General features: G+C 64.6%; 13 protein-coding genes and 1 pseudogene. 5 read left to right on the top strand and 9 right to left on the bottom strand.

Translation table 11 applies throughout. The features are described from left to right. Positions 1-71: 71 nt before the first annotated feature. Both ASF90_RS18535 and ASF90_RS18530 read left to right on the top strand, forming a co-directional pair. On the top strand, positions 72-959 hold the full coding sequence (locus ASF90_RS18535; RefSeq protein WP_115528152.1) for an alpha/beta hydrolase: 888 nt from the start codon (positions 72-74) through the stop codon (positions 957-959). A gap of 114 nt (positions 960-1,073) precedes the next feature. Beyond that, the gene (locus ASF90_RS18530; protein WP_055853545.1) at positions 1,074-3,578 is read left to right on the top strand and encodes a prolyl oligopeptidase family serine peptidase; all 2,505 of its coding nucleotides are present in this window, start codon (positions 1,074-1,076) and stop codon (positions 3,576-3,578) included. A 147-nt stretch (positions 3,579-3,725) separates the two neighbouring features. Here the strand turns inward: ASF90_RS18530 and gvpU are convergent, their stop codons facing one another. The 9 genes and pseudogenes from gvpU to ASF90_RS18485 all read right to left on the bottom strand — a co-directional run bounded on the left by gvpU (position 3,726) and on the right by ASF90_RS18485 (position 15,905). After that, positions 3,726-4,184 (bottom strand): gas vesicle accessory protein GvpU, encoded by a 459-nt coding sequence (gvpU, locus tag ASF90_RS18525; protein ID WP_055853542.1) that lies wholly within the window; start codon positions 4,182-4,184, stop codon positions 3,726-3,728. A gap of 239 nt (positions 4,185-4,423) precedes the next feature. Beyond that, a pseudogene (locus ASF90_RS24540) lies at positions 4,424-6,278 on the bottom strand (XVIPCD domain-containing protein). Positions 6,279-6,292: 14 nt separating this feature from the next. Next, entirely contained in the window at positions 6,293-6,823 is a 531-nt protein-coding gene (locus tag ASF90_RS18515) for a hypothetical protein (protein WP_055853540.1), read from the bottom strand. Between the two features lie 230 nt (positions 6,824-7,053). Further along, on the bottom strand, positions 7,054-8,634 hold the full coding sequence (gene ggt, locus ASF90_RS18510) for a gamma-glutamyltransferase (protein WP_055853537.1): 1,581 nt from the start codon (positions 8,632-8,634) through the stop codon (positions 7,054-7,056). Then, positions 8,634-10,094, bottom strand: a complete 1,461-nt coding sequence (locus ASF90_RS18505; protein ID WP_055853535.1) for an AtzE family amidohydrolase — start codon at positions 10,092-10,094, stop codon at positions 8,634-8,636. Before ASF90_RS18505 ends, ggt begins: the two co-directional genes overlap by 1 nt. Before the next feature lie 404 nt (positions 10,095-10,498). Continuing rightward, positions 10,499-12,043, bottom strand: coding sequence for an adenosine deaminase (locus ASF90_RS18500; protein ID WP_055853533.1), 1,545 nt, complete (start codon positions 12,041-12,043; stop codon positions 10,499-10,501). Positions 12,044-12,161: 118 nt separating this feature from the next. After that, positions 12,162-13,475: an NCS2 family permease gene (locus ASF90_RS18495; protein WP_055853963.1), complete on the bottom strand. Its 1,314-nt coding sequence runs from the start codon at positions 13,473-13,475 to the stop codon at positions 12,162-12,164. 400 nt (positions 13,476-13,875) lie between these two features. Further along, positions 13,876-14,835 (bottom strand): PDR/VanB family oxidoreductase, encoded by a 960-nt coding sequence (locus ASF90_RS18490; protein WP_055853530.1) that lies wholly within the window; start codon positions 14,833-14,835, stop codon positions 13,876-13,878. Between the two features lie 17 nt (positions 14,836-14,852). After that, positions 14,853-15,905 (bottom strand): aromatic ring-hydroxylating dioxygenase subunit alpha, encoded by a 1,053-nt coding sequence (locus ASF90_RS18485; protein ID WP_055853528.1) that lies wholly within the window; start codon positions 15,903-15,905, stop codon positions 14,853-14,855. 126 nt (positions 15,906-16,031) lie between these two features. Here ASF90_RS18485 and ASF90_RS18480 point away from each other — a divergent pair, with 126 nt between their 5' ends. The 3 genes from ASF90_RS18480 to ASF90_RS18470 all read left to right on the top strand — a co-directional run bounded on the left by ASF90_RS18480 (position 16,032) and on the right by ASF90_RS18470 (position 19,058). Beyond that, positions 16,032-16,949 (top strand): LysR family transcriptional regulator, encoded by a 918-nt coding sequence (locus ASF90_RS18480; RefSeq protein WP_055853525.1) that lies wholly within the window; start codon positions 16,032-16,034, stop codon positions 16,947-16,949. Positions 16,950-17,422: 473 nt separating this feature from the next. After that, positions 17,423-18,229, top strand: a complete 807-nt coding sequence (locus ASF90_RS18475) for a TatD family hydrolase (RefSeq protein ID WP_055853523.1) — start codon at positions 17,423-17,425, stop codon at positions 18,227-18,229. 328 nt (positions 18,230-18,557) lie between these two features. Further along, positions 18,558-19,058: a hypothetical protein gene (locus ASF90_RS18470; RefSeq protein ID WP_115515047.1), complete on the top strand. Its 501-nt coding sequence runs from the start codon at positions 18,558-18,560 to the stop codon at positions 19,056-19,058. Positions 19,059-19,110: the final 52 nt, after the last annotated feature.

Raw genomic sequence — 19,110 nt, 5'->3', positions numbered from 1 at the left:
TCGCGCTGGGCGCCGGCGGCCTGCATGCAGGTGCGCTTTCCGGCAACACGCAGACCAACAAAGGAGCCGCTATGTCTCATGATCCAAGCATCAACGTGACCTACAAGACCCAACGCGTCGGCGATGTCGAGGTGTTCTATCGCGAAGCCGGGCGCGCGGATGCGCCTGTGTTGCTGTTGCTGCATGGCTTCCCCAGCGCCAGCCACATGTTCCGCGATCTGATGCCGTTGTTGGCAAGCCGCTACCGGTTGATTGCGCCAGACCTGCCGGGCTTCGGCAATACCAAGGCGCCGCCACGCGGGCAGTTCGATTACACCTTCGAACAGCTTTACAAGGTGATCGAGGGCTTTACCGAAGCGCTGGGACTAAGCCGTTACGCGCTGTATGTGTTCGATTACGGCGCGCCGGTCGGGTTTCGCCTGGCTGCGGCAAACCCGCACAAGGTGAGCGCCATCATCAGCCAGAACGGCAATGCGTACCTGGACGGCTTCAGCGACCAGTGGGGTGCATGGCAAGCGTATTGGCGCGCCCCGACTGATGCCAATCGTGAAGCGTGCCGCGCCAGCTTGTCGCCGCAGACCATTCGCGACTGGCAATACGGCACCGGTGCCGACCCGAGCAAGCTCTCCCCCGATGGCTACACGTTGGACATCGCGTACATGGCGCGCCCCGGTGTGGAAGACATCCAGCTGGATCTGATTCTGGATTACCGCAGCAATGTGGCTGCCTATCCCGCATTCCACGCGTATTTCCGCAAGCATCAGCCGCCGCTGCTGGCGGTGTGGGGCAAGCACGATCCGGCCTTTATTCCGGCGGGCGCGCAGGCGTATGCCAAGGACCTGCCGAAAGCCGAAATCCATCTGCTGGACACGGGTCACTTTGCGCTGGAAACGCATGCGCCGGAGATCGCGCAGTACATCGGTGAGTTCCTGCAGCGGACGCTCACGGCATCGGCGTAACCGGCGCGTTTGCACGCGCGCTGCGGACGTGGCGACAGGGCTGCGTGCGCATGCAGATGTGGGGCTGCAGGCGCGTGCTAGTTTGCTGCGATCATTGCCCAGAGAACGACCGAGATGCTCAGCGCGTACCGATGGAGCGGATGGCTGGTGCTTGCCAGCCTGTTACCGGTGTCTGCCCTTGCCGGCACGCCCGATGGCGGTTACCGGCAGCCGCCGGAGCCGCTCTTGAGCGTGTTGCGCGCGCCGCTCAATCCATCGCCGCGGCTGGATCCCACCGGTAAGACCCTGTTGCTGGTGCAGCGCACGCAGTATCCGCCGATCGCGCGCGTGGCCGAGCCGTACCTGAAGCTGGCCGGCGTGCGGGTGGAACCGCGCACGCATAGCCGTCACGACATGTCCAGCGGCTACGGCATTCGTTCCTGCCTGGAAGGCTTCAGCCTGGTCGACGTCGCCACTGGCAAGCAGACCACGGTGACCCTGCCGGCCGGCGCCTGCCCGGCAGCGCCGGTGTGGTCGCCGGACGGGCGTCGCTTCGCCTTCAACAACACGGCCGCCGATCGCGTCGAGCTCTGGGTGGGCGAGGTCGCCACCGGCAGCGTGCGCAAGATCGACGGTGTGCAACTCAACCCGGTGCTGGGTGGCGAAATCCAGTGGTTGGGCGGCAGCGACACCGTGCTGCTGAAGACGGTGCCGCACGACCTGGGCGCCGCGCCGCGCAAGGCGGCGGTGCCACCGGGCCCGGAGGTCAAGGAAACCATCCAGGGCAAGGGCGAAAGCAGCACCTACGAGGCGCGCGACACGCTCTCCAGCCCAGAAGACGAGGCCTTGTTTAGCTACTACGCCACCTCCCAGCTGCTCACGGTGGATGCGGCCACCGGCACCCAGCGCAAGCTCGGTTCGCCTGCGGTCTACAGCACCGTGGATGGCGCGCCCGATGGCCGCCACGTGCTGGTGGAACGGTTGAAGCAGCCGTATTCCTACGTCACCACTTACGCGCGCTTCGCCCACGACGTGGCGGTGCTGGATCTGGCCAACGACAGCGAGCGCAGGCTGGCCGATCTGCCGGTTGCCGACCGGGTGCCGGTGCAAGGGGTCGCGATCGGCCCGCGCGCCTATTCCTGGCGTGCCAATCAACCGGCCACGCTGGTCTGGGCCGAGGCGCTGGATGGGGGCGACTGGAAAACCAGCGTGCCCGCGCGCGACAAGCTGATGACGCTGGCTGCACCGTTCACCGCCAAGCCGCGTGAACTCACGCGCGTGCAACAGCGCTATGCCGGCCTGTCGTGGTTTGCCGAAGGCGGCCGGGCGCTGTTGGACGAGTACGACGAAAACCGCCATTGGCGTCGCACCACGCTGCTGGATGCCGACCGCCCCGGCACTGCCGGGCGGGTGTTGTTCGACTTGTCCACCGACGACCTGTATGCCGATCCCGGCGTGCCGGAAACGCATCTGCTGGCCAACGGCCAGGCCGTACTGCGCGAAGAACAGGGTGCCTTGTTCCTGAGCGGGCAGGGCGCCTCCCCTGCGGGCGACCGGCCGTTTCTGGATCGCTATGCACTGGCCAGTGGCAAGACCCAGCGACTGTTCCGCAGCGACGCCAGTGTGGACGAACTGTTCTTCGGCTTTGCCGGCGATGACGTGTCGCGCCTGCTGACCTGGCACCAGTCGCCGACCGACCCGCCCAACGTGTATCTGCGCACGCTCGGTCAGCCGTTGCCGACGGCGGCGACAGGTGAGGCGATCCTTGCCTCCACTGCCACGCCGGTCACCCGTTTCCCGGATCCGACCCCGCTGGTGCGACAGATCAAGAAGCGCCTGGTGACTTACAAGCGCAAGGATGGCGTGGAGCTGTCGTTCACCCTGTACACGCCGCCCGGCTATCAGGAAGGCACGCGCGTACCGGCGATCCTGTACGCCTACCCGCTCGACTATGCCGACCCCTCCAAGGCCGGCCAGGTCAGCGGCGCCAGCGAGCGCGACTTCACCCGCCTCAGCTACTACCAAGTGCTGCTCTTGGCCGGTTACGCGATCATCGACGATGCCGCCTTCCCTATCGTCGGCGACCCCAAGACCGCGTACGACACCTACCTGCAGCAGCTGGTGGACGACGCCACCGCCGCGGTGGACAAAGCAGTGGAGCTGGGCGTGGTCGACCGCCAACGTATCGGCGTCACCGGGCATAGCCACGGCGCGCTGATGACGGCCAACCTGTTGGCACACACGGACCTGTTCCGCGCCGGCGCCGCCACCAGCGGCAGTTACAACAAGACGCTGACGCCGTTCGGTTTCCAGAGCGAGCGCCGCTCGTTCTGGGCCGCGCCGGAGATCTACGCGCAGGCATCGGCGTTCTTCCACGCCGACAAGATCAACGAGCCGTTGTTGATCGTGCACGGCATGGACGACGCCAACCCCGGCACCGAAACCACCCAGGCACCGCGCTTGTTCCAGGCAATCCGTGGCAACGGCGGCACCGCACGGCTGGTACTGCTGCCGTTCGAACCGCACTGGTACACCGCACGCGAATCCACCGAAGACGTGGTCGCCGAGATGCTGGACTGGTTCGACCGCTACGTGAAAAATGCGCCGCCGCGTGAAGCGGCCGGCAAGCCAGCACGGTAAATCAGGGGCCACTGGCGCTGGCTGGAACAGCGGCGGCAACGCACGCCGCTTTCGCCGTTGCGCAGCGCTGCAGCATGCCTGGAGATTCGTTCGAACAGTTTGATGTGAGGTGGCGAGCACCTCACACCAACGCGGAGCGTGCCGGGATTAGTCTGCCGACAGCGATCCCAGCGTAAAGCCGGACACGGCATTCACTTTGCCGCGCCAGAGCACACCGCGGTTGCTCGGCAGCGGCTGGCCGCCGGGCGAGAAGCAACGTGACTCGATCAGGTGAATGAACTGCGGCGGCCTGCTGCTTTGCTGCGCATCGTCCTCGGTGTCGTAGATGCTGGCATGGCTGGCGAACGCGCGACGGATATCCTCTTTTTCTTCGGCATCGCCGGGATAGGCAGCGGAAAATTCCTGCGCAAACGCTTCGAAGTACTGTTTCCCGCTAACCAGCTGGCCGGAAACGATGATGCCTTCCACAAACAGCGTGATACCGAACTGCACGTTCGAGGTGTTGACGGTTGCGACCAGCTTCTGCAGATACCAATCCAGGCTCTGGCCGTCGAACGCCAGCTTGACGTCTTCCAGACTCGGTTGATTGTCTTCTTGATCTGTCATGTGGCTCTCCCTGATTGAAGGTGTGATGTGTGTCGGAATCAGCGCGGCGGCCTGCCCACGCATCGCCTTGCATGCCCAAGAACGCGGGTGCGTTCTGTCAGGTGATCGCTGCGGTTGGGTCCGCCAGTGCCACGTGGAAGAGCATGGGGTGAGTCTATGGCATGTTCCTTACCTTGAACCGTCCTGCCTCAGATGATTGATCCGACGTCCAGTCGCGACCGCAAAGTCCTCTGCATGCCTCATCTTGTAGGTCCGCCTTGGGTGGGCTCATTCGCCCCGCGCGCAAGTTCCTGTTGTTGGGTAAGTTGCCTTTCCTGTGCAATCGCCTGATTGGCTGCCAGCAACTTCTGGTCCGATTGCTCAACTGGAGTGTTGATTGCTTGGTCAATGTGTACATGCACGCGTTTGTTCGCCGGATCGTCCAACCGACCTTCTACCGCAAACAGGTTGCCTGTCTTGCCCATCACCACGTGGTCGACGCGCGTCAACGCGTTGCTCTCCATGGATCGGTCTGCAGCCTCTGGGTAGCTTTCGCGGTTGTCTTTACATGCAGCCAATAGGCAGCGGCTTGCCCGCTCACTCATTTCGTCGTACGGCTTGCCAACACTCTCGTCGATCTTACGCATGCCATCGCGGATCTGCCCAAGCATGGCGTGGTCGGGATGACCTGGTTCGTCTGGACCGCGCTGGGCTGGAGTCGAGCTGGGTGTGGGCGAGACTGGTACATATTTATGGTCATGTGCCGGATTTACGCTTCCATCCTGGGTGTGATCGAAGTGATGAAGGACTGGTGGTGTTGTGCTGCTGTCGTAGTAAGGAAAGGGAGTCTTGTTCTTGCCAAAGTCCAAACCCTCAGCTTCAATGATCGGCTCTTTCATTCCGACAGAGGCCATATTGATGGTTACTGCAGGCATCACACCCTGTATGGGCCTTGCATACTTCCTTTCGTACTCAACTATATGCTCTACCCCTGAGGTCGCGTAATAGTTTGGATAGTCTGATGTACCTCTATCCCCGATTCCAATTGGGTTTCGACCTGGGATAGGGTGTGTTGGATCTGGTCTATTGAAGTAATGTTGTCCCATTGCCGCAACATTTGTCGGCGACATTTGCAGCTGACCATCTGGGTCGAATTTTAGTCCTGACCGTGGCTGAATAGTTGCGCCGGCACCCTGTGACTTGACGATAAAATCGTCAATCCTGCTGTTTCCTAGAGCATTCATTTCTGGCAAGCCTGCAGCTGGATTGCCCTGCTTTTGTCTACTCAGTAACGCGTTCCAACCTGCAATTTCTGCTTTCGCTTCGTCGTCTCTGCTTGCTTGAATGGAAGTGGCGAAGACACGTGTGTAATCGTGAACAGGATTTGTACTTTTAGCTATGGAAACGGCATCGTTGTGGAACGCCGCGTTCGCTAGCCTTCTTTCGGGGGGCATTGAAACCGTGTTGAATCTCGTGCCCGAGGACAAACGTCATGTCATTGGGATCGTACCCGTTAGGGTTTGCCGCCGACCTACCCTGTAATCTGGCAGCAGGCATGTTCATGGAGTGACTGCTAGCGCTGTAGGTGCCACCAGCCGTGAATCCTGCAGGTATAAAGTCGAAGTGTTCTAAATGCTTATGCGGCGGATCACCCTTGTCGGTCGTCATTACCGCTCGCTTGATCTCATCTGCAAGCACTGGCGAGCCATTGATGGTCGATTGGAGGTTGTTGACCATATCTTGCGTCACTGGATGAGTCGCCCTCGATGCATCCAGATATGTCTTCTGGGAAAATTCGATCGACATATGCTGCAGCCTGAGAGTTGCTTGCAGATCCGGGTTGTGTCTAGCGCCAGAGGATTGAAAATCAGCTGCCGGTATAGTGACAGTCCCCGACTGAATATCGTAACTTCCAGCAAGATTTTGTTGTCCTGTAGAACCTTGCAGTGCAAATGCTTTCAAGTGCCCATTCTGGGCATCTTGATTGAGAAGCCCAAGCTGTTGTGAGTCAGCAACTACGGCCGAGCGAAGTTGCGCAACTTGCTCTGGCGTAACACCTGATTGACTTGCAAACTGCTTCAAAGCTGCTTCAAGTTGAGCATTTGGACTAGCCATGTCGGTAGGCGCTCCTACTCATTCACGGTGGAAATCGACGTTACGCAGGCGCGATATTTCTTGCCATCAAGCGCTGTTACTTCAGGCCTGGAAGCAATAGAGACCGTCATGCCGTCTTTGTGATAGCGCCAATCAATGAGCTGGCCAAGTTCGCCGTAGTTAGGCGCATCGCCAAAGCCCATTGCCTTCATGGCGTTGTGGTAATCCTCGAAACTGAGCTGACAAATATCCGTCATGGCTGCATATCTATCGGACTTGTGCACGAAGTTCAGCGATACACCAGGACTACGCATAGCAGCTGCTGGCAGGTACTGAATTTCGTACGACCAATCGCCTCCTAATAGCTGGCTATAGGCGAACGATTCGACTCGCTGCCCCAGAATCGCGTTGAAGTGTTCAAGGCGAACTCCGACCACTTCATTCACACGCTCAGGGCTGAGATCGCTGGAGGATTTCAGAGCACCGATCAGTTTCAAGAACCGCTTGCCGATCTCGTCGGCGCTGAGTTCAGGGGTGCTAGCCGATGGACTGTCAGTCGAGGTCATGGTGCCATGCTCCTTCGCGGGTGCCTGTATCGCAGCGGCCGAGGTGTGCGCGCAAGCACAGAGTGTCGTTCCGCATAGCGCGAGTATTGAAAGCAGGACAGTTCTTAAACATCTCATTGACTCGTTCCATGCGGATGATCAGCGGAAGTTAGTTTGCCTAACATGAATCATCAGTTAAGTTTTTCGCTAAAATTATCAGTCACAGCATTGACGGATCTAGGCCCCAACCATCACCACCCAGCCACCGCGCCATCGGAGCGCGGGTCACTGGCGCCGCTGATCACGCCATCCACCTCGCACACCAATGCACCGGCATGGCCCATCACCGAGGTATAGGCGGGCAATAGTTCCACTGCATGTCCGGCGTCGCGTAGTGCCTGTACCACGGCCGGGTCGAAGCGGTCTTCCAGCTTCAGCGAGGTGCTGTCTTCGCCCCAGGTGCGGCCGAGCAGCCAGCGCGGTGCGGTGATGGCTTGTTGCAGCGGCATGCCGTAGCGGGCGTAGCGCGAGAATATCGCCGCCTGGGTTTGCGGTTGGCCTTCGCCGCCCATGGTGCCGTAGGTCATGACGCGGCCGTCGTCGAAGGTGGCCAGCGCTGGGTTGAGCGTGTGGAAAGGTTTGCGCCCCGGGGCGAGGGCGTTCCAGCCATCGGGTGCGAGACGAAAGCTGCAACCGCGGTTTTGCCAGGTGATGCCGGTGCGTGGCAGGACCAGGCCGGAGCCGAATTCGAAATAGGTGGACTGGATGCAGCTGACCGCGCGGCCGTGCGCGTCGATGGCGCCGAACCAGACCGTGTCGCCAGCCTGCGATGGTTGCGGCCACGGCAACGCGGTGGTCATGTCGATGCGCGCGGCGAGTGCGTCGAGCGCGGCGCTATCGTCGAGCAGCGCCTGTGCGTCGAGCGACATCCAGGCCGGGTCGCCGATGTGCGCATCGCGGATCAGGAAGGCTTGTTTGGTGGCCTCGATCAGGCCGTGCAGATGCGCGTAGCTGTCCGGCTGGTCGGCATGCAGGCGATCGAACAAGGTCAGGATCAGCAGCGAGGCCAACCCTTGCGTGGGCGGTGCATGGTTGTACAAGCGCGCACCGGCGATGGCGACCGACAGCGGCACGCTGGCGTCGGCGCTGTGTGCGGCCAGGTCGTTAGCCTGCAGCGGGCTGCCGAGCGTGTGCAGATCGGCGGCGATGTCGTCGGCCAGGGCGCCGCGGTAGAAGCTGTCCAGCCCATCGCTTGCCAGCCGCTGCAGGGTGCGCGCGAGTTGCGGCTGCTGCAGTACTGCGCCTTCGTGCAGGGGCGCGCCCCGTGGCTCGAAGATGCGCGCATACGCGCCGGGCAGGCAGCGCAGTGCATCGCCCTTGCTGGCGGCGACGTGTGCACCGCCGAGGGTGATGGCCACGCCTGCGTCGGCGTGATGGATGGCCTCTTGCAGCAGCTGCGGCAAGGACAGTGCGCCACCGGCCTGTTGCAGCGCCAGCGCCCAGCCGGAGACGGTGCCAGCCACGGTGTTGGCTGCACCGGGGCCGCGCCAGGGGATCTGCGTGTGGCCGCGATAGAAGTCCAGCGTGGCCGCCTGCGCGGCGCGGCCGCAGGCATCGATGGCGTGCACGCGGCCGTCGGGCTCATGGATCAACCAGAAGCCATCGCCGCCGATGCCGGTCATGTGCGGATACACCACCGCCAGGCAGGCGGCGGTGGCGACGGCCGCTTCGATGGCGTTGCCGCCGGCGCGCAGGATGTCACGCCCGGCCTGTGCGGCCAGATGGTGCGGGGCGACGACCATGCCGCGACGTGCGCGCAAGGTGTGCAGCATCAGGGTGTCTCCGGCGGCGCGCTGAAGGCGAGCAAGCCGTCGCGCTCGAGTTGTGCGGCGAGCGCGAACAGGCGGTCTTCGCGGCCGGGTGCGGCGATCAATTGCACCCCCAGCGGCAGGCGCCCCGGACGCGGCAACGGTGCGGCCAGCACCGGGCAGGCGGCCAGGCCCAGCGGTTGGGTGAAGATGCCGAGATTGGCGCGCGCAGACACGGGCAGGCCATCGATCACGATGGTGTCCTGATCGATGCGCGGCGCAACGCAGGGCGTAGCCGGTGCGATCAGCACGTCCACGTCGTCCCACAGCTGTTGCATGGCTGCGCGAAACCAGTGTGCGAAGCGGTGCGCATCGGCCACCGCGCTGGCCGGCAGCTGCAGACCGGCGAACAGGCGGTCGCGTGTGGCCGGGTCGAATTGATCGCCGTGCGTGGTGAGTGCTGCGCGATGGCGGTGACCGCCCTCGGCCGCGGTGAGTACGAAGGCAGCCGCGCGGGCGCGCTCTGCTTCCGGCAATTCGACGAGCGTGCTGCTGTTGCACGCGGTCAGCAATGCGCCGATGCCGGCATCCAGCTCGGGATCGAGATTGCGTTGAAACCAGCCGCCGAGCCGGGCGATACGCAGGTTGGCGACGTTGCAACTGCGCAGCGCATGGCTGTGCATGACCTCGTACACGCGGCGCAGATCGGCCACCGAGTTAGCGAACGGGCCGACCACATCCAGCGCATCGACGAACGGAAACACGCCCTCCAGCGGCACGGCGCCATGGGTGGGGCGCAGGCCGTACACGCCGCACAGCGCGGCCGGCACGCGGATGGAACCGTTGGTGTCCGATCCGAGTGCGAACGGCACCAGCCCGGCCGCCACTGCTGCCGCCGAGCCGCCGGACGAACCACCGGCCAGATGCCGGTGATCGTGCGGGTTGGCGGTGGTGCCGTAATGCGCGTTGACGGTGGCAAAGCCGTAGGCGAATTCGTCCATATTGGCGGTGCCCACCAGCACCGCACCGGCGTCGCACAGGCGTTGCACCACCGCCGCATCGCGGCTGGCGGGCGCGCACCGCGCGCGGACCACGGCGCCAGCGGTGGTGACCTGGCCGGCGACGTCGAACAGATCCTTGACCACGAACGGCACCCCGGCCAACGCACCGCCATCGCTGCCGCCCGCCAGCGCGGCCTGCACGCGCGCAGCATCGGCAGCGGTGCGTGCGGGCAGCAGGCGGGTGACCGCGCACAAGCGGTCGTTGGCCTGGTTGATGCGCGTGAGCGTCTGGGTGGCATGACGTGCTACCAGCGTGGGCTGGCTGCGGGTGGTGCTGACAATCGCTGCGATCTGGCCGCGCGGGGTGGTGGTGTCCGGTGATGCGGGACGCGGGACGATGAAGTTGGCGAGTAGCTGCGCGTGGCCGCGCAGGACCTCGCTATTGCGATCGATGCCGGCCTGCCACTGCGCTGGGAGTTGCATGGGGTCACCTTGGGTTGCTGGGAGTGCGGCGGGTGTGTGCTGCGTTGCTGGACCGCGGCGCCTGCGGCTGTGGGGCCATGCGACGCTGCGGATACGCGATCAAAGCACGATGCGGCGGGAAAGTGCGGCGATTTTGTCTCAGCGTGTTGCGCTCTGGACGCTAGCCCCTTTCTGCGGGTGATGCGTTAGGTGATGGTGCCCGATAGGTTGGGGATGCGTGGGGCGCTGGTAGCGCGCAAGTGGGTCATTGCGCCTGGGGCGGGGAAAAGGACGGCAGTGCGGCGACGATTGAGCGGACCTCGCATGCGTAGGAGCGTGCCTGCGCGCGATGACGCTGTATCGATGAAGCCCATCGCGCGCAGACGCGCTGGCATGTCGCGTGTTTCATATGCGTGGTCTCGGCCCTAGTTGCGTTGCGCCAGCAACGTGCGCTCGTACTGCGCCAGGTCGGTTTCCAGCTGCCATTGCAAGCGCGCCTTCTCGCTGGCCTTGCGGAACTCGGCGCAGGCCGCATCGTCGGTTTCGCGCTGCATCGCTGCGGCACAGGCCGGCACGGCGGCGCCTTCGGCGGTCCACAGGCTGTCGCCCGGCAGAAAGCTGTAACTCAGGCCGTTGCGTGCCAGTTGCTTGAGGGTCGGGTAATCGATGGCTTGCTCCTGCATGGCACGCTGATATTCGTGGGTCATGTCCGCGCGCGAAACGCCGGCATCGTCGGTGGACAGCACCACCGGAACACCGGCGCGCAGATACATCGCCAGCGGGTGCGCGGCGCCCTTGACGCCCAGAATCACATCGTTGCTGGTGAGGTTGATTTCCACTGCGACCTGTTGGCTGCGCATCTGTTGCAGTAACCCATTGGCATCGTCTTCGTAGGGCAGATCCACCCCATGGCCGATGCGCCGCGCACCGGCCTCCACCGCCTGGCGGATATGCGAGCGCAGTTGCGCAGGCGGCACCAACCCCAGCGTCAGCTCGCCGGCATGCAAGGACAGCGGCACCCCCGGATAGCGCGTAGCGAAGAAGCGGAACATCGCCATATGCCGGGTGTAATCGGCCAATGCCACCGGGTGGTCCTCGGGCGCGACGATATTTACCGCCACCGCGCGACTGCCGCCAGCGGCGATCAGGGCATGCGCCAGCGCCATCTGCCCGAACACCATCGGTTGCGGCAGCACGCGCAGCACATAGGGTACGTAGCGATAGCTCACCTGGCAGCCGGCGTGCGCATCGGCCTGGTCGCAGCGCAGGACGCGGCGTACCTGCGTGTCGGTGGCCGCTAGCTCGCGTTGCGCGGCCTGTACCAGCGGCGGCAAGGCGTCCTGCAGGGTGCGCAGGTTGGCGGCATCGTCATCGCCACTCCACGGCAGCGACTGCATGCGCTGTGCTGCCTGATCCATCTGCGGCGGGTTGGCGATGATCTCCACATACGGCACGCGGTCGCGCGCGGCCTGGTCGAGCACCGCAGCCACGGTGTCTGCTACACGCGCACGCACTACCGCGTCGAACTTGCCGAAGGTGCTGAAAAACTGGTCATGCCCGCTAGGCTGGGCAGCATCGGGGAGAAACTTGCGCATCGATAATGCATCGACCACCCGCCCGTACAGGGCCGCATTGCGCGCGGCCAGCCCGCGTGCGGGCTCCTGCCCCTGACCGCACGGCGCAGCGCGCAGGCTCAGGTCGTCCAGCTGCACGCAGGCACCGTCTTCGCTGGCCCATTGCAGATAGTCCTCGGCATACACCGACCCGGAGAGATGGTTGTGCAGGTCGCCACCCTTGGGCATGGCCTGCAGCCACGCGCGCAATTGCGCAGGTTGCGCGGCCGCGTCGTGAAACAACTGTGCCACCTGCTGCTCGCGTGGTTGCGCGGGCGCTTGCACAGGACGTGCGAGCGTCATGCCTGGTAACAAGGTGCACAAGGCAAGGATCAGACAGCGATAACGATGTGGCATGCGGTGAGCTCTGGGAAAGAGGCGGCAATGTTGTGGCGCTGCCGGTTGCGATGCAGCTTGCCGCGCGACGCGGTGCGAGGCCAGTGGCTGGTGAGATGGAACAGGCCCGGCAATCCGTTCATTCCAACGCATAGCGCAGCACGAACAGGCCGGCAATCGCCCAGGTGGCCGGATGCACTGCGCGCCAGCGGCCACTGCCCAGCCTGAGTGCTGCGTAGGTGATGAAGCCGAAGGCCAGGCCGGTGGCGATGGAGTAGGTGAGCGGCATCGCCAGCATGCAGATGGCGGCCGGTAGCGCGTCGCCGACATCGTCCCACTGGATTTGCGTGCATTCGCGCAGCATTACCGACGCCAGGTAGATCAGCGCCGGTGCGGTGGCATACGCCGGCACCATCGCCGCCAATGGCGAGAACAACAGCGCCAGCAGAAACAGCGCTGCCACCACCAGCGCGGTGAGGCCGGTGCGCCCGCCTGCCTGCACGCCGGCAGCGCTTTCCACGTAGGCGGTGGTGCTGGAGGTGCCAAGCAGCGAGCCGGCCAGGATGGCGGTGCTGTCGGCGAGCAGGGCGCGGTCGAACTGGCGACGGTGCGCCGGGGTGCGCAACAGGCCGGCGCGCTGGGCCACGCCCATCAAGGTGCCGGTGGCATCGAACATCTCCACCAGCACGAACACCAGCACCACGTGCAGCACGGCGGTCAATGCGCCGCTGCCGCCATGGCCTTGCAAGGCGCCGGCAATATCGAGCTGCAGCAGGGTAGGCGCCAGGCTCGGCGGCAGCGACAGCACGCCCTGGTACTGCACCAGGCCCAGCGCCAGCGCCGCCACGGTGACCGCCAGGATGCCCAGCAACATCGCCCCACGCACGCGGCGGACTTCCAGCACGCCGATCAGCAGCAGCCCCGCCAGCGCAAGCAGCGGTTCGGGACGATGCAGGTCGCCCAGGGTCACCAGTGTCTGCGGATGCGCCACCACCAGCCCGGCTTTTTGCAAGCCGATCAACGCCAAAAACAGGCCAATACCTGCCGCAATCGCACTGCGCAACGCGGGCGGAATGCCATCCACCAGCCAGCGCCGCGCGCCGGTGACGCTGAGCAGCAAGAACACGCAGCCGGAGACGAACACCAGCCCCAGCGTCTGCTGCCAGCTGTAGCCCAGCATGCCCACCACCGAGAAGGCAAAAAACGCATTCAAGCCCATGCCCGGCGCCATCCCGATGGGATAGTTGGCCAGCACGCCCATCAACAGCGAGCCGAGCGCGGCGGCCAGACAGGTCGCCACGAATACCGCGCCGTGGTCCATGCCGGTGGTGGCCAGAATGTCGGGGTTGACGAAGACGATGTAGGCCATCGTCAGGAAGGTGGTGGCGCCGGCCAGAACCTCCGTGCGCACGCTGCTGCCATTGGCGGCCAGCGCAAATCCGGGCCAGCGCATCAGCATGCACCTCTGCAAGGGCGGGCGAAGGCGATCACACAAACAACCATCGGCAGACATCTCATCGACACAGGGGGACACGCGCGGTCGCGGTGGACGCATGCGGGGCGATCATCTTGCACTGTGCGACGGCGGTTGCCACGGACCTTGGGCACGGAATGCGGCGCAGGCGCGTTGCGTCTTGCGTAGCAGGAAGGCATGCCGGCACCTGCCTGGCTGGGGTCGTGCCAACGTTGCGCTGTGCCGGCCTCAATTGCCCCGCGCAAGAAGACGTGGCGCCCACGCCTGTCCGCAGGCTTCGGCGGCGCTGGTGCGTGCATCGCGCTGCGGCGTTACCCGCATCACCCACCTGCGCGCCCGCTGTCGTCCTGTCTGCGTACGCGCATGTCGCACAAAGCGATCAAAGATCCAGCACCAAGCGCGGCGAACGGCTGCGCGAGCAGCACAGCGTGATCTGCGCATTGGCGGCGCGCTCGCTGTCGCTGAGCACACTGTCGCGGTGATCCGGAGTGCCGGCAATCACGCCGGTCAGGCAGGCGCCGCACATGCCTTGTTCGCAGGACAGCGGCACCGCGATACCGGCATCCAGCAAGGCGCTGGCGATGCTGCAATCGGCCGGCACCTGCACCACGCGGCCACTGGCGGCCAGTTCCACTTCGAAGGCGCTGTCGGCATCGTGCGCGAGGCTGAGCGCGGCGGGGGCGAAGTGTTCGCGGTGCAGCTGCGCCGCCGACCACCCGTACGCCTGGGCGAGCGTGGTGAAGTGATCCATGAACGCGGCCGGCCCGCACAGATACAGTTGATCGCGCGCACCTGCCTGGACGAGTGCGTCGGGCACGTGCACGCGCGGGCTCTGCCCGCCATCGCTTAGATGCACGTGCACCTGCCCATGGCTGAAGCCTTGTTGCAGCCGCTGCACGAAGGCCACATCGGCATGCCGGCGTGCGTAGTAATGCAGCACGAACGGCTCGCCACGTGCTTCCAGCGCTTCGGCCATCGACAGCAGCGGGGTGATGCCGATGCCGGCGGCGAGCAGCACATGCCGCTCGCCCGGATGCAGTGGGAACAGATTGCGCGGGCTGGAAATCTGCAAGCGGTCGCCGGTGCTGAGCTGTTCGCACAGATGGCGCGAGCCACCGCGCGAGGCGTCGGCCAATTTGACGCACAGCAAATAGTGATCGCGCGCATGCGGTGCGCTGGCAATCGAATACTGGCGGATCAAACCATCAGGCAGATGCAGGTCCACGTGCGCGCCGGCCTCGAAGGCAGGCAGTTCGGCGTCGATCGGTTCCAGCCGGATCGCACGCTGGCGATGCCCCTGGTCGACCACCGCGGCAACGCGCACTTGATGCAGGCTCATGGCAGTGTCCTTGGCGGTCAGCGCAGAAAGAAGTCGCTATAGCCCTGGCTGCGCAGGCCACGGCGATAGGCGATCGAGCTGCGGTCGGCCGGGATGTGCACTTCCAGCAGCGGGTCCAGCGGCAGGTATTCGGGGCGCTGCGCTTCGACCATGGCGCGGTCTTCTTCGAATACGCGCAGGTTGAAGGCGTGCACGTCTTCCACCGGCAGATGTGTGTCGAAGTTGCGTGCGATCGGCACCAGCAGCCGCGTCTTGTGCTTGGACACCGGGCTGGCGGCATTCATGATCACCAGCCGCTTGCCCGGCACCGGGAAGTGGATGGTGAGCGTGGCGGTAAATGGCAGATGGATTTCAAAGTGCCGCAGCCACTGGAAGCTGGGGTCCACGTCCGGCAACGGCATGTCCACCGAATAGTTGGCCACGCTGCTGAGGTAATCGGCGTTGAAGCCGGTGGGTGTTTCGGTGGTGGTGTAGGCCGGTACCTCGCGCTTGTCCGGCTGGGCGAAGGTGGCGGTGTGCACGAAGGCAAAATGCGCCACGTCGATAAAGCCTTCCAGCTGGCGCGCGGCGCTGCCGCCGATATCGAACGCTGGGCACACGATCTGCTGGAAGCCGTCCTCGTCCCAACCGGGCATCGGCGGGATCTGCACCTCGGCCGCGCTCACTCCGGCCGGTTTGGCCAGGCACACCCAGATCAAGCCGTAGCGCTCGGCCACCGCATAGGTGTGCAGGCGCATCTTGGCCGGGATGTTCTGATTTGGGCTGGCCGGGATGTGATTGCAGCGCCCACCCGCGCCGAAACGCAGGCCGTGATAAGCACACACCACGCCGCCGCCGTCGGCGGTGCCCATGCTCAGTGGAACGCCGCGGTGCGGGCAGACATCGCGCGCGGCCACCAGCTCCTCGCCCAGCCGGTACAGCACCAGCGGCTCGTCCAGCAGGGTGGCCTTGAACGGCGCCTGCCCCACCTCGCTGCTCAGCGCCACCGCGTGCCAATGCTGGGCCAGGCGCTGCCAGTCGGCGGCTTCGAAGGTGCAGTGCAGCGGCAGGGCGGGGACGGCGACATCCATGGGGCGGTCTCTGGCGTGAGGCGGGAGCGGTGCCCGATTGACTCTAGGAAGCCGGGGGTGTGTGATCAAACATCGTTTTTCCGCCAAGCCATTGCAAAAAATGCAACACCAACCGAGCCCCACCGCATGCTGACCTTCTCCCGCTTCACCCGTTACTTCATCGAAGTGGCCCGCTGCGGCAGCATCCGCAAGGCGTCCGACGTGTTGCACGTGTCCGCCTCGGCGATCGACCGGCAGATCCTCAAGGCCGAAGAGGAGCTGGGCGCGCAGCTGTTCGAACGCCTGCCGGGCCGGCTGCGGCTGACCGCCGCCGGCGAGCTGCTGCTGGTGGATGTGCGCGGCTGGGAGAAGGCCTACGCACGCACCCTGGAGCGCTTCGACGAACTCAAGGGGCTGCGCCGCGGGCATGTGGAGATCGCCATGATCGACGCGCTCAGCGAAAGCGTGGTGCCGGCAGCGGTGGCCGCGCTGGTGCAGGAATACCCGGGCATCACCTTCAATCTGTCTACCGCGCGCAACCAGCGGGTGATGGAAATGGTGACCTCCGCCGACGTGGATATCGGCTTGCTGCTCGACCCGGTGAGCAGCGTGGACCTGGAGGTGCGCGCGTTTGCAGATATCCCGTTGGGCATTGCCATGCCGGTCGGGCACCCGTTGAGCACGCGCACCGAGCTGCAGCTGAGCGAAACGCTGGAGCACCGGTTGCTGCTGCCGGCCGCCCCGCTGATCGTGGGCGAGCACGCCAAGGTGCTGTACCAGCGCCAGCACATCGACGTGAAGCGGCTCACCCATTGCAACGATGTGCGCACCCTGCGCGGACTGGTACGCGCGGGTGCGGGCGTGGGCCTGATGTCGTGGCTGGACGCCGCGCCCGACGTGGCCGACGGGCGATTGGCATTTGTGCCGTTCCGCCAGCACCTGACCAAGCCGATGACGCTGGCCTTGTGCGTGGCCCCGCAGCGACAACTCTCGCGCTCGGCGCAGCTGGCAATCCAGGCGCTGGCGGCGAAGATCGATGCAATGGTGGTGCCGGTGGTGGGGTGAGTGCGCTGCGCAAGCGGCCCTCACCCCTGCCCCTCTCCCGCAGGCGGGAGAGGGGAACGGCAACGCACTCGCTGCAGGCCGGTGGTGTGCAGGTGCTGCATGGCGGCATGCAGTGCTGTCAGCCGTGTTCGGGTGCATAGAGCGCGCGCAGATGCTGACGAGCGCATGCAGACATAGCTAGCCGCGCGCGGATACCGCGGACAGCTGCGGAGACCGCCAACAGCATGCGGATACCCCCAGCAGCATGCAGATACCCCAACAGCATGCAGATACTGCCAACAGCATGCAGATGCCGCAGCGGCTATCCCTTCTCCCGCGTGCGGGAAAACGACAAAGCGCCGAGATAATCACCCCGCCACCCGCGCCCGCAGCGCGTCCCTTCTCCCGCCTGCGGGAGAAGGTGCCCGCAGGGCGGATGAGGGCAACGCTCACCCAGTACAATCGCATCTGCTCTTTCAGGCCACACCCGCACCATGCAGTTGATCGATATCGGCGCCAACCTCACCCATGATTCCTTTGATCGCGACCGCGACGCCGTGTTGCAACGCGCACGCGAGGCGGGCGTGGCGCAGCTGGTGATCACCGGCGCCAGCCGCGAGCATTCGCCGTTGGCCCTGCAACTGGCGCAACAACATCCCGGAGTCTTGTACGCCACCGCCGGCGTCCACCCGCATCATGCCGTGGAATTCACCGCCGAATGCGAGGCCGAAATGCGCACCTTGCAGGCGCATCCGCAGGTGGTGGCGGTGGGCGAGTGCGGGCTGGATTACTTCCGCGATTTCGCACCGCGCCCGGCCCAGCACAAGGCCTTCGAGCGCCAGCTGCAACTGGCCGCCAACAATGGCAAGCCGCTGTTTCTGCATCAGCGCGACGCGCACGACGACTTCCTGTCCATCATGCGCAGCTTCGACGGCAAGCTGGGTGCGGCCGTCGTGCATTGCTTCACCGGCACGCGCGAAGAACTGTTCGCCTATCTGGATCGCGACTACTACATCGGCATCACCGGCTGGCTGTGCGACGAACGCCGTGGCGCGCATCTGCGCGAGCTGGTGCGCAATATCCCCGCCAACCGCTTGATGATCGAAACCGACGCGCCCTACCTGTTGCCGCGCACGCTCAAGCCCATGCCCAAGGACCGCCGCAACGAGCCGATGTTTCTGTCGCATATTGTGGAAGAACTGGCGCGCGACCGCGGCGAAGACGTAGCGGTGACCGCTGCCAACAGTACCGCTGCGGCGCGCGCATTTTTCCGTTTGCCGGCAGCTCAGGCGGCCAGCTGAAGATACGCAGTTATCGGCTGCCGCATCGCCGAGATATTGCATCGCGGAAGTGAGTGCGCTGGTTATCCGCACCATCGCACGCTGTTTCGTGCATGGACGTTGGTGTCGAAGACACGATGGCTGTCGTTCGATAACCCGCTGTCCGCTAGCAGCTGTGCACTGCGCTAAAACCGCCAGATTCACGACGATCTCGTCGTGGAGACCAGGGCACTTAACGGCACGACGTGCGGCTGGACGTTAATGCGATGGTGCAGCGTGCAGCCACGTAGCGCGTTGTCGAGTGATGTGCCGGGGTTGTCACGCGCAGGTCGTCATGCGGTCACCGCCAGTGTCCACCTTCGCCGACGGGCAATCGGCCCTCGCACTGAAGGGAAAGACCATGCGCATTTCTCGTTACCTGGAGCGCGGTGTGTTTGCCGTGGCTGCAGTGCTCACCTTGACCCTTGGCGGCGTCACGTCGGCCTACGCGGATTCGTTCAAGGTCAGTGGGAATCTGTCCTATCGCTCGACCGAGGTGAAACGCCTCGCCAATTGTGCGGCGACGCACTGGTACAACAAATCCGAATCGGGCGCCAAGCTCACCGGCTGCGACAATGCCGACAAGGATGCTTACTGGGACGCGATCCATTTGTCCGCCGCAACGCAGATGGAGATCGTTGGCGAGCGTGTGGGCTATTACAAAGGCGCATGCCCGCCCAAGCGCGGTTATGCGTACATCAAGTGCTACTACGTGGGTGGCCGCGCCCGGGGCAATCCGGTCATGACGGTGGCGGTGGAGTCGTCCGGCCTGGGTGGGATGACTGCCCATGTAACCTGGTACTACCTCTGAGTTTGCAACGCGACCGATGCACGGCGCTGCCGCATCGGTGGCGGCGCCGTGC

The sequence above is a fragment of the Xanthomonas sp. Leaf148 genome (assembly GCF_001423585.1).
Lineage (GTDB): Bacteria > Pseudomonadota > Gammaproteobacteria > Xanthomonadales > Xanthomonadaceae > Xanthomonas.
The sequence above is the reverse complement of the archived record's forward strand: the minus strand, read 5'-3'. Positions and strand labels throughout refer to the sequence as shown.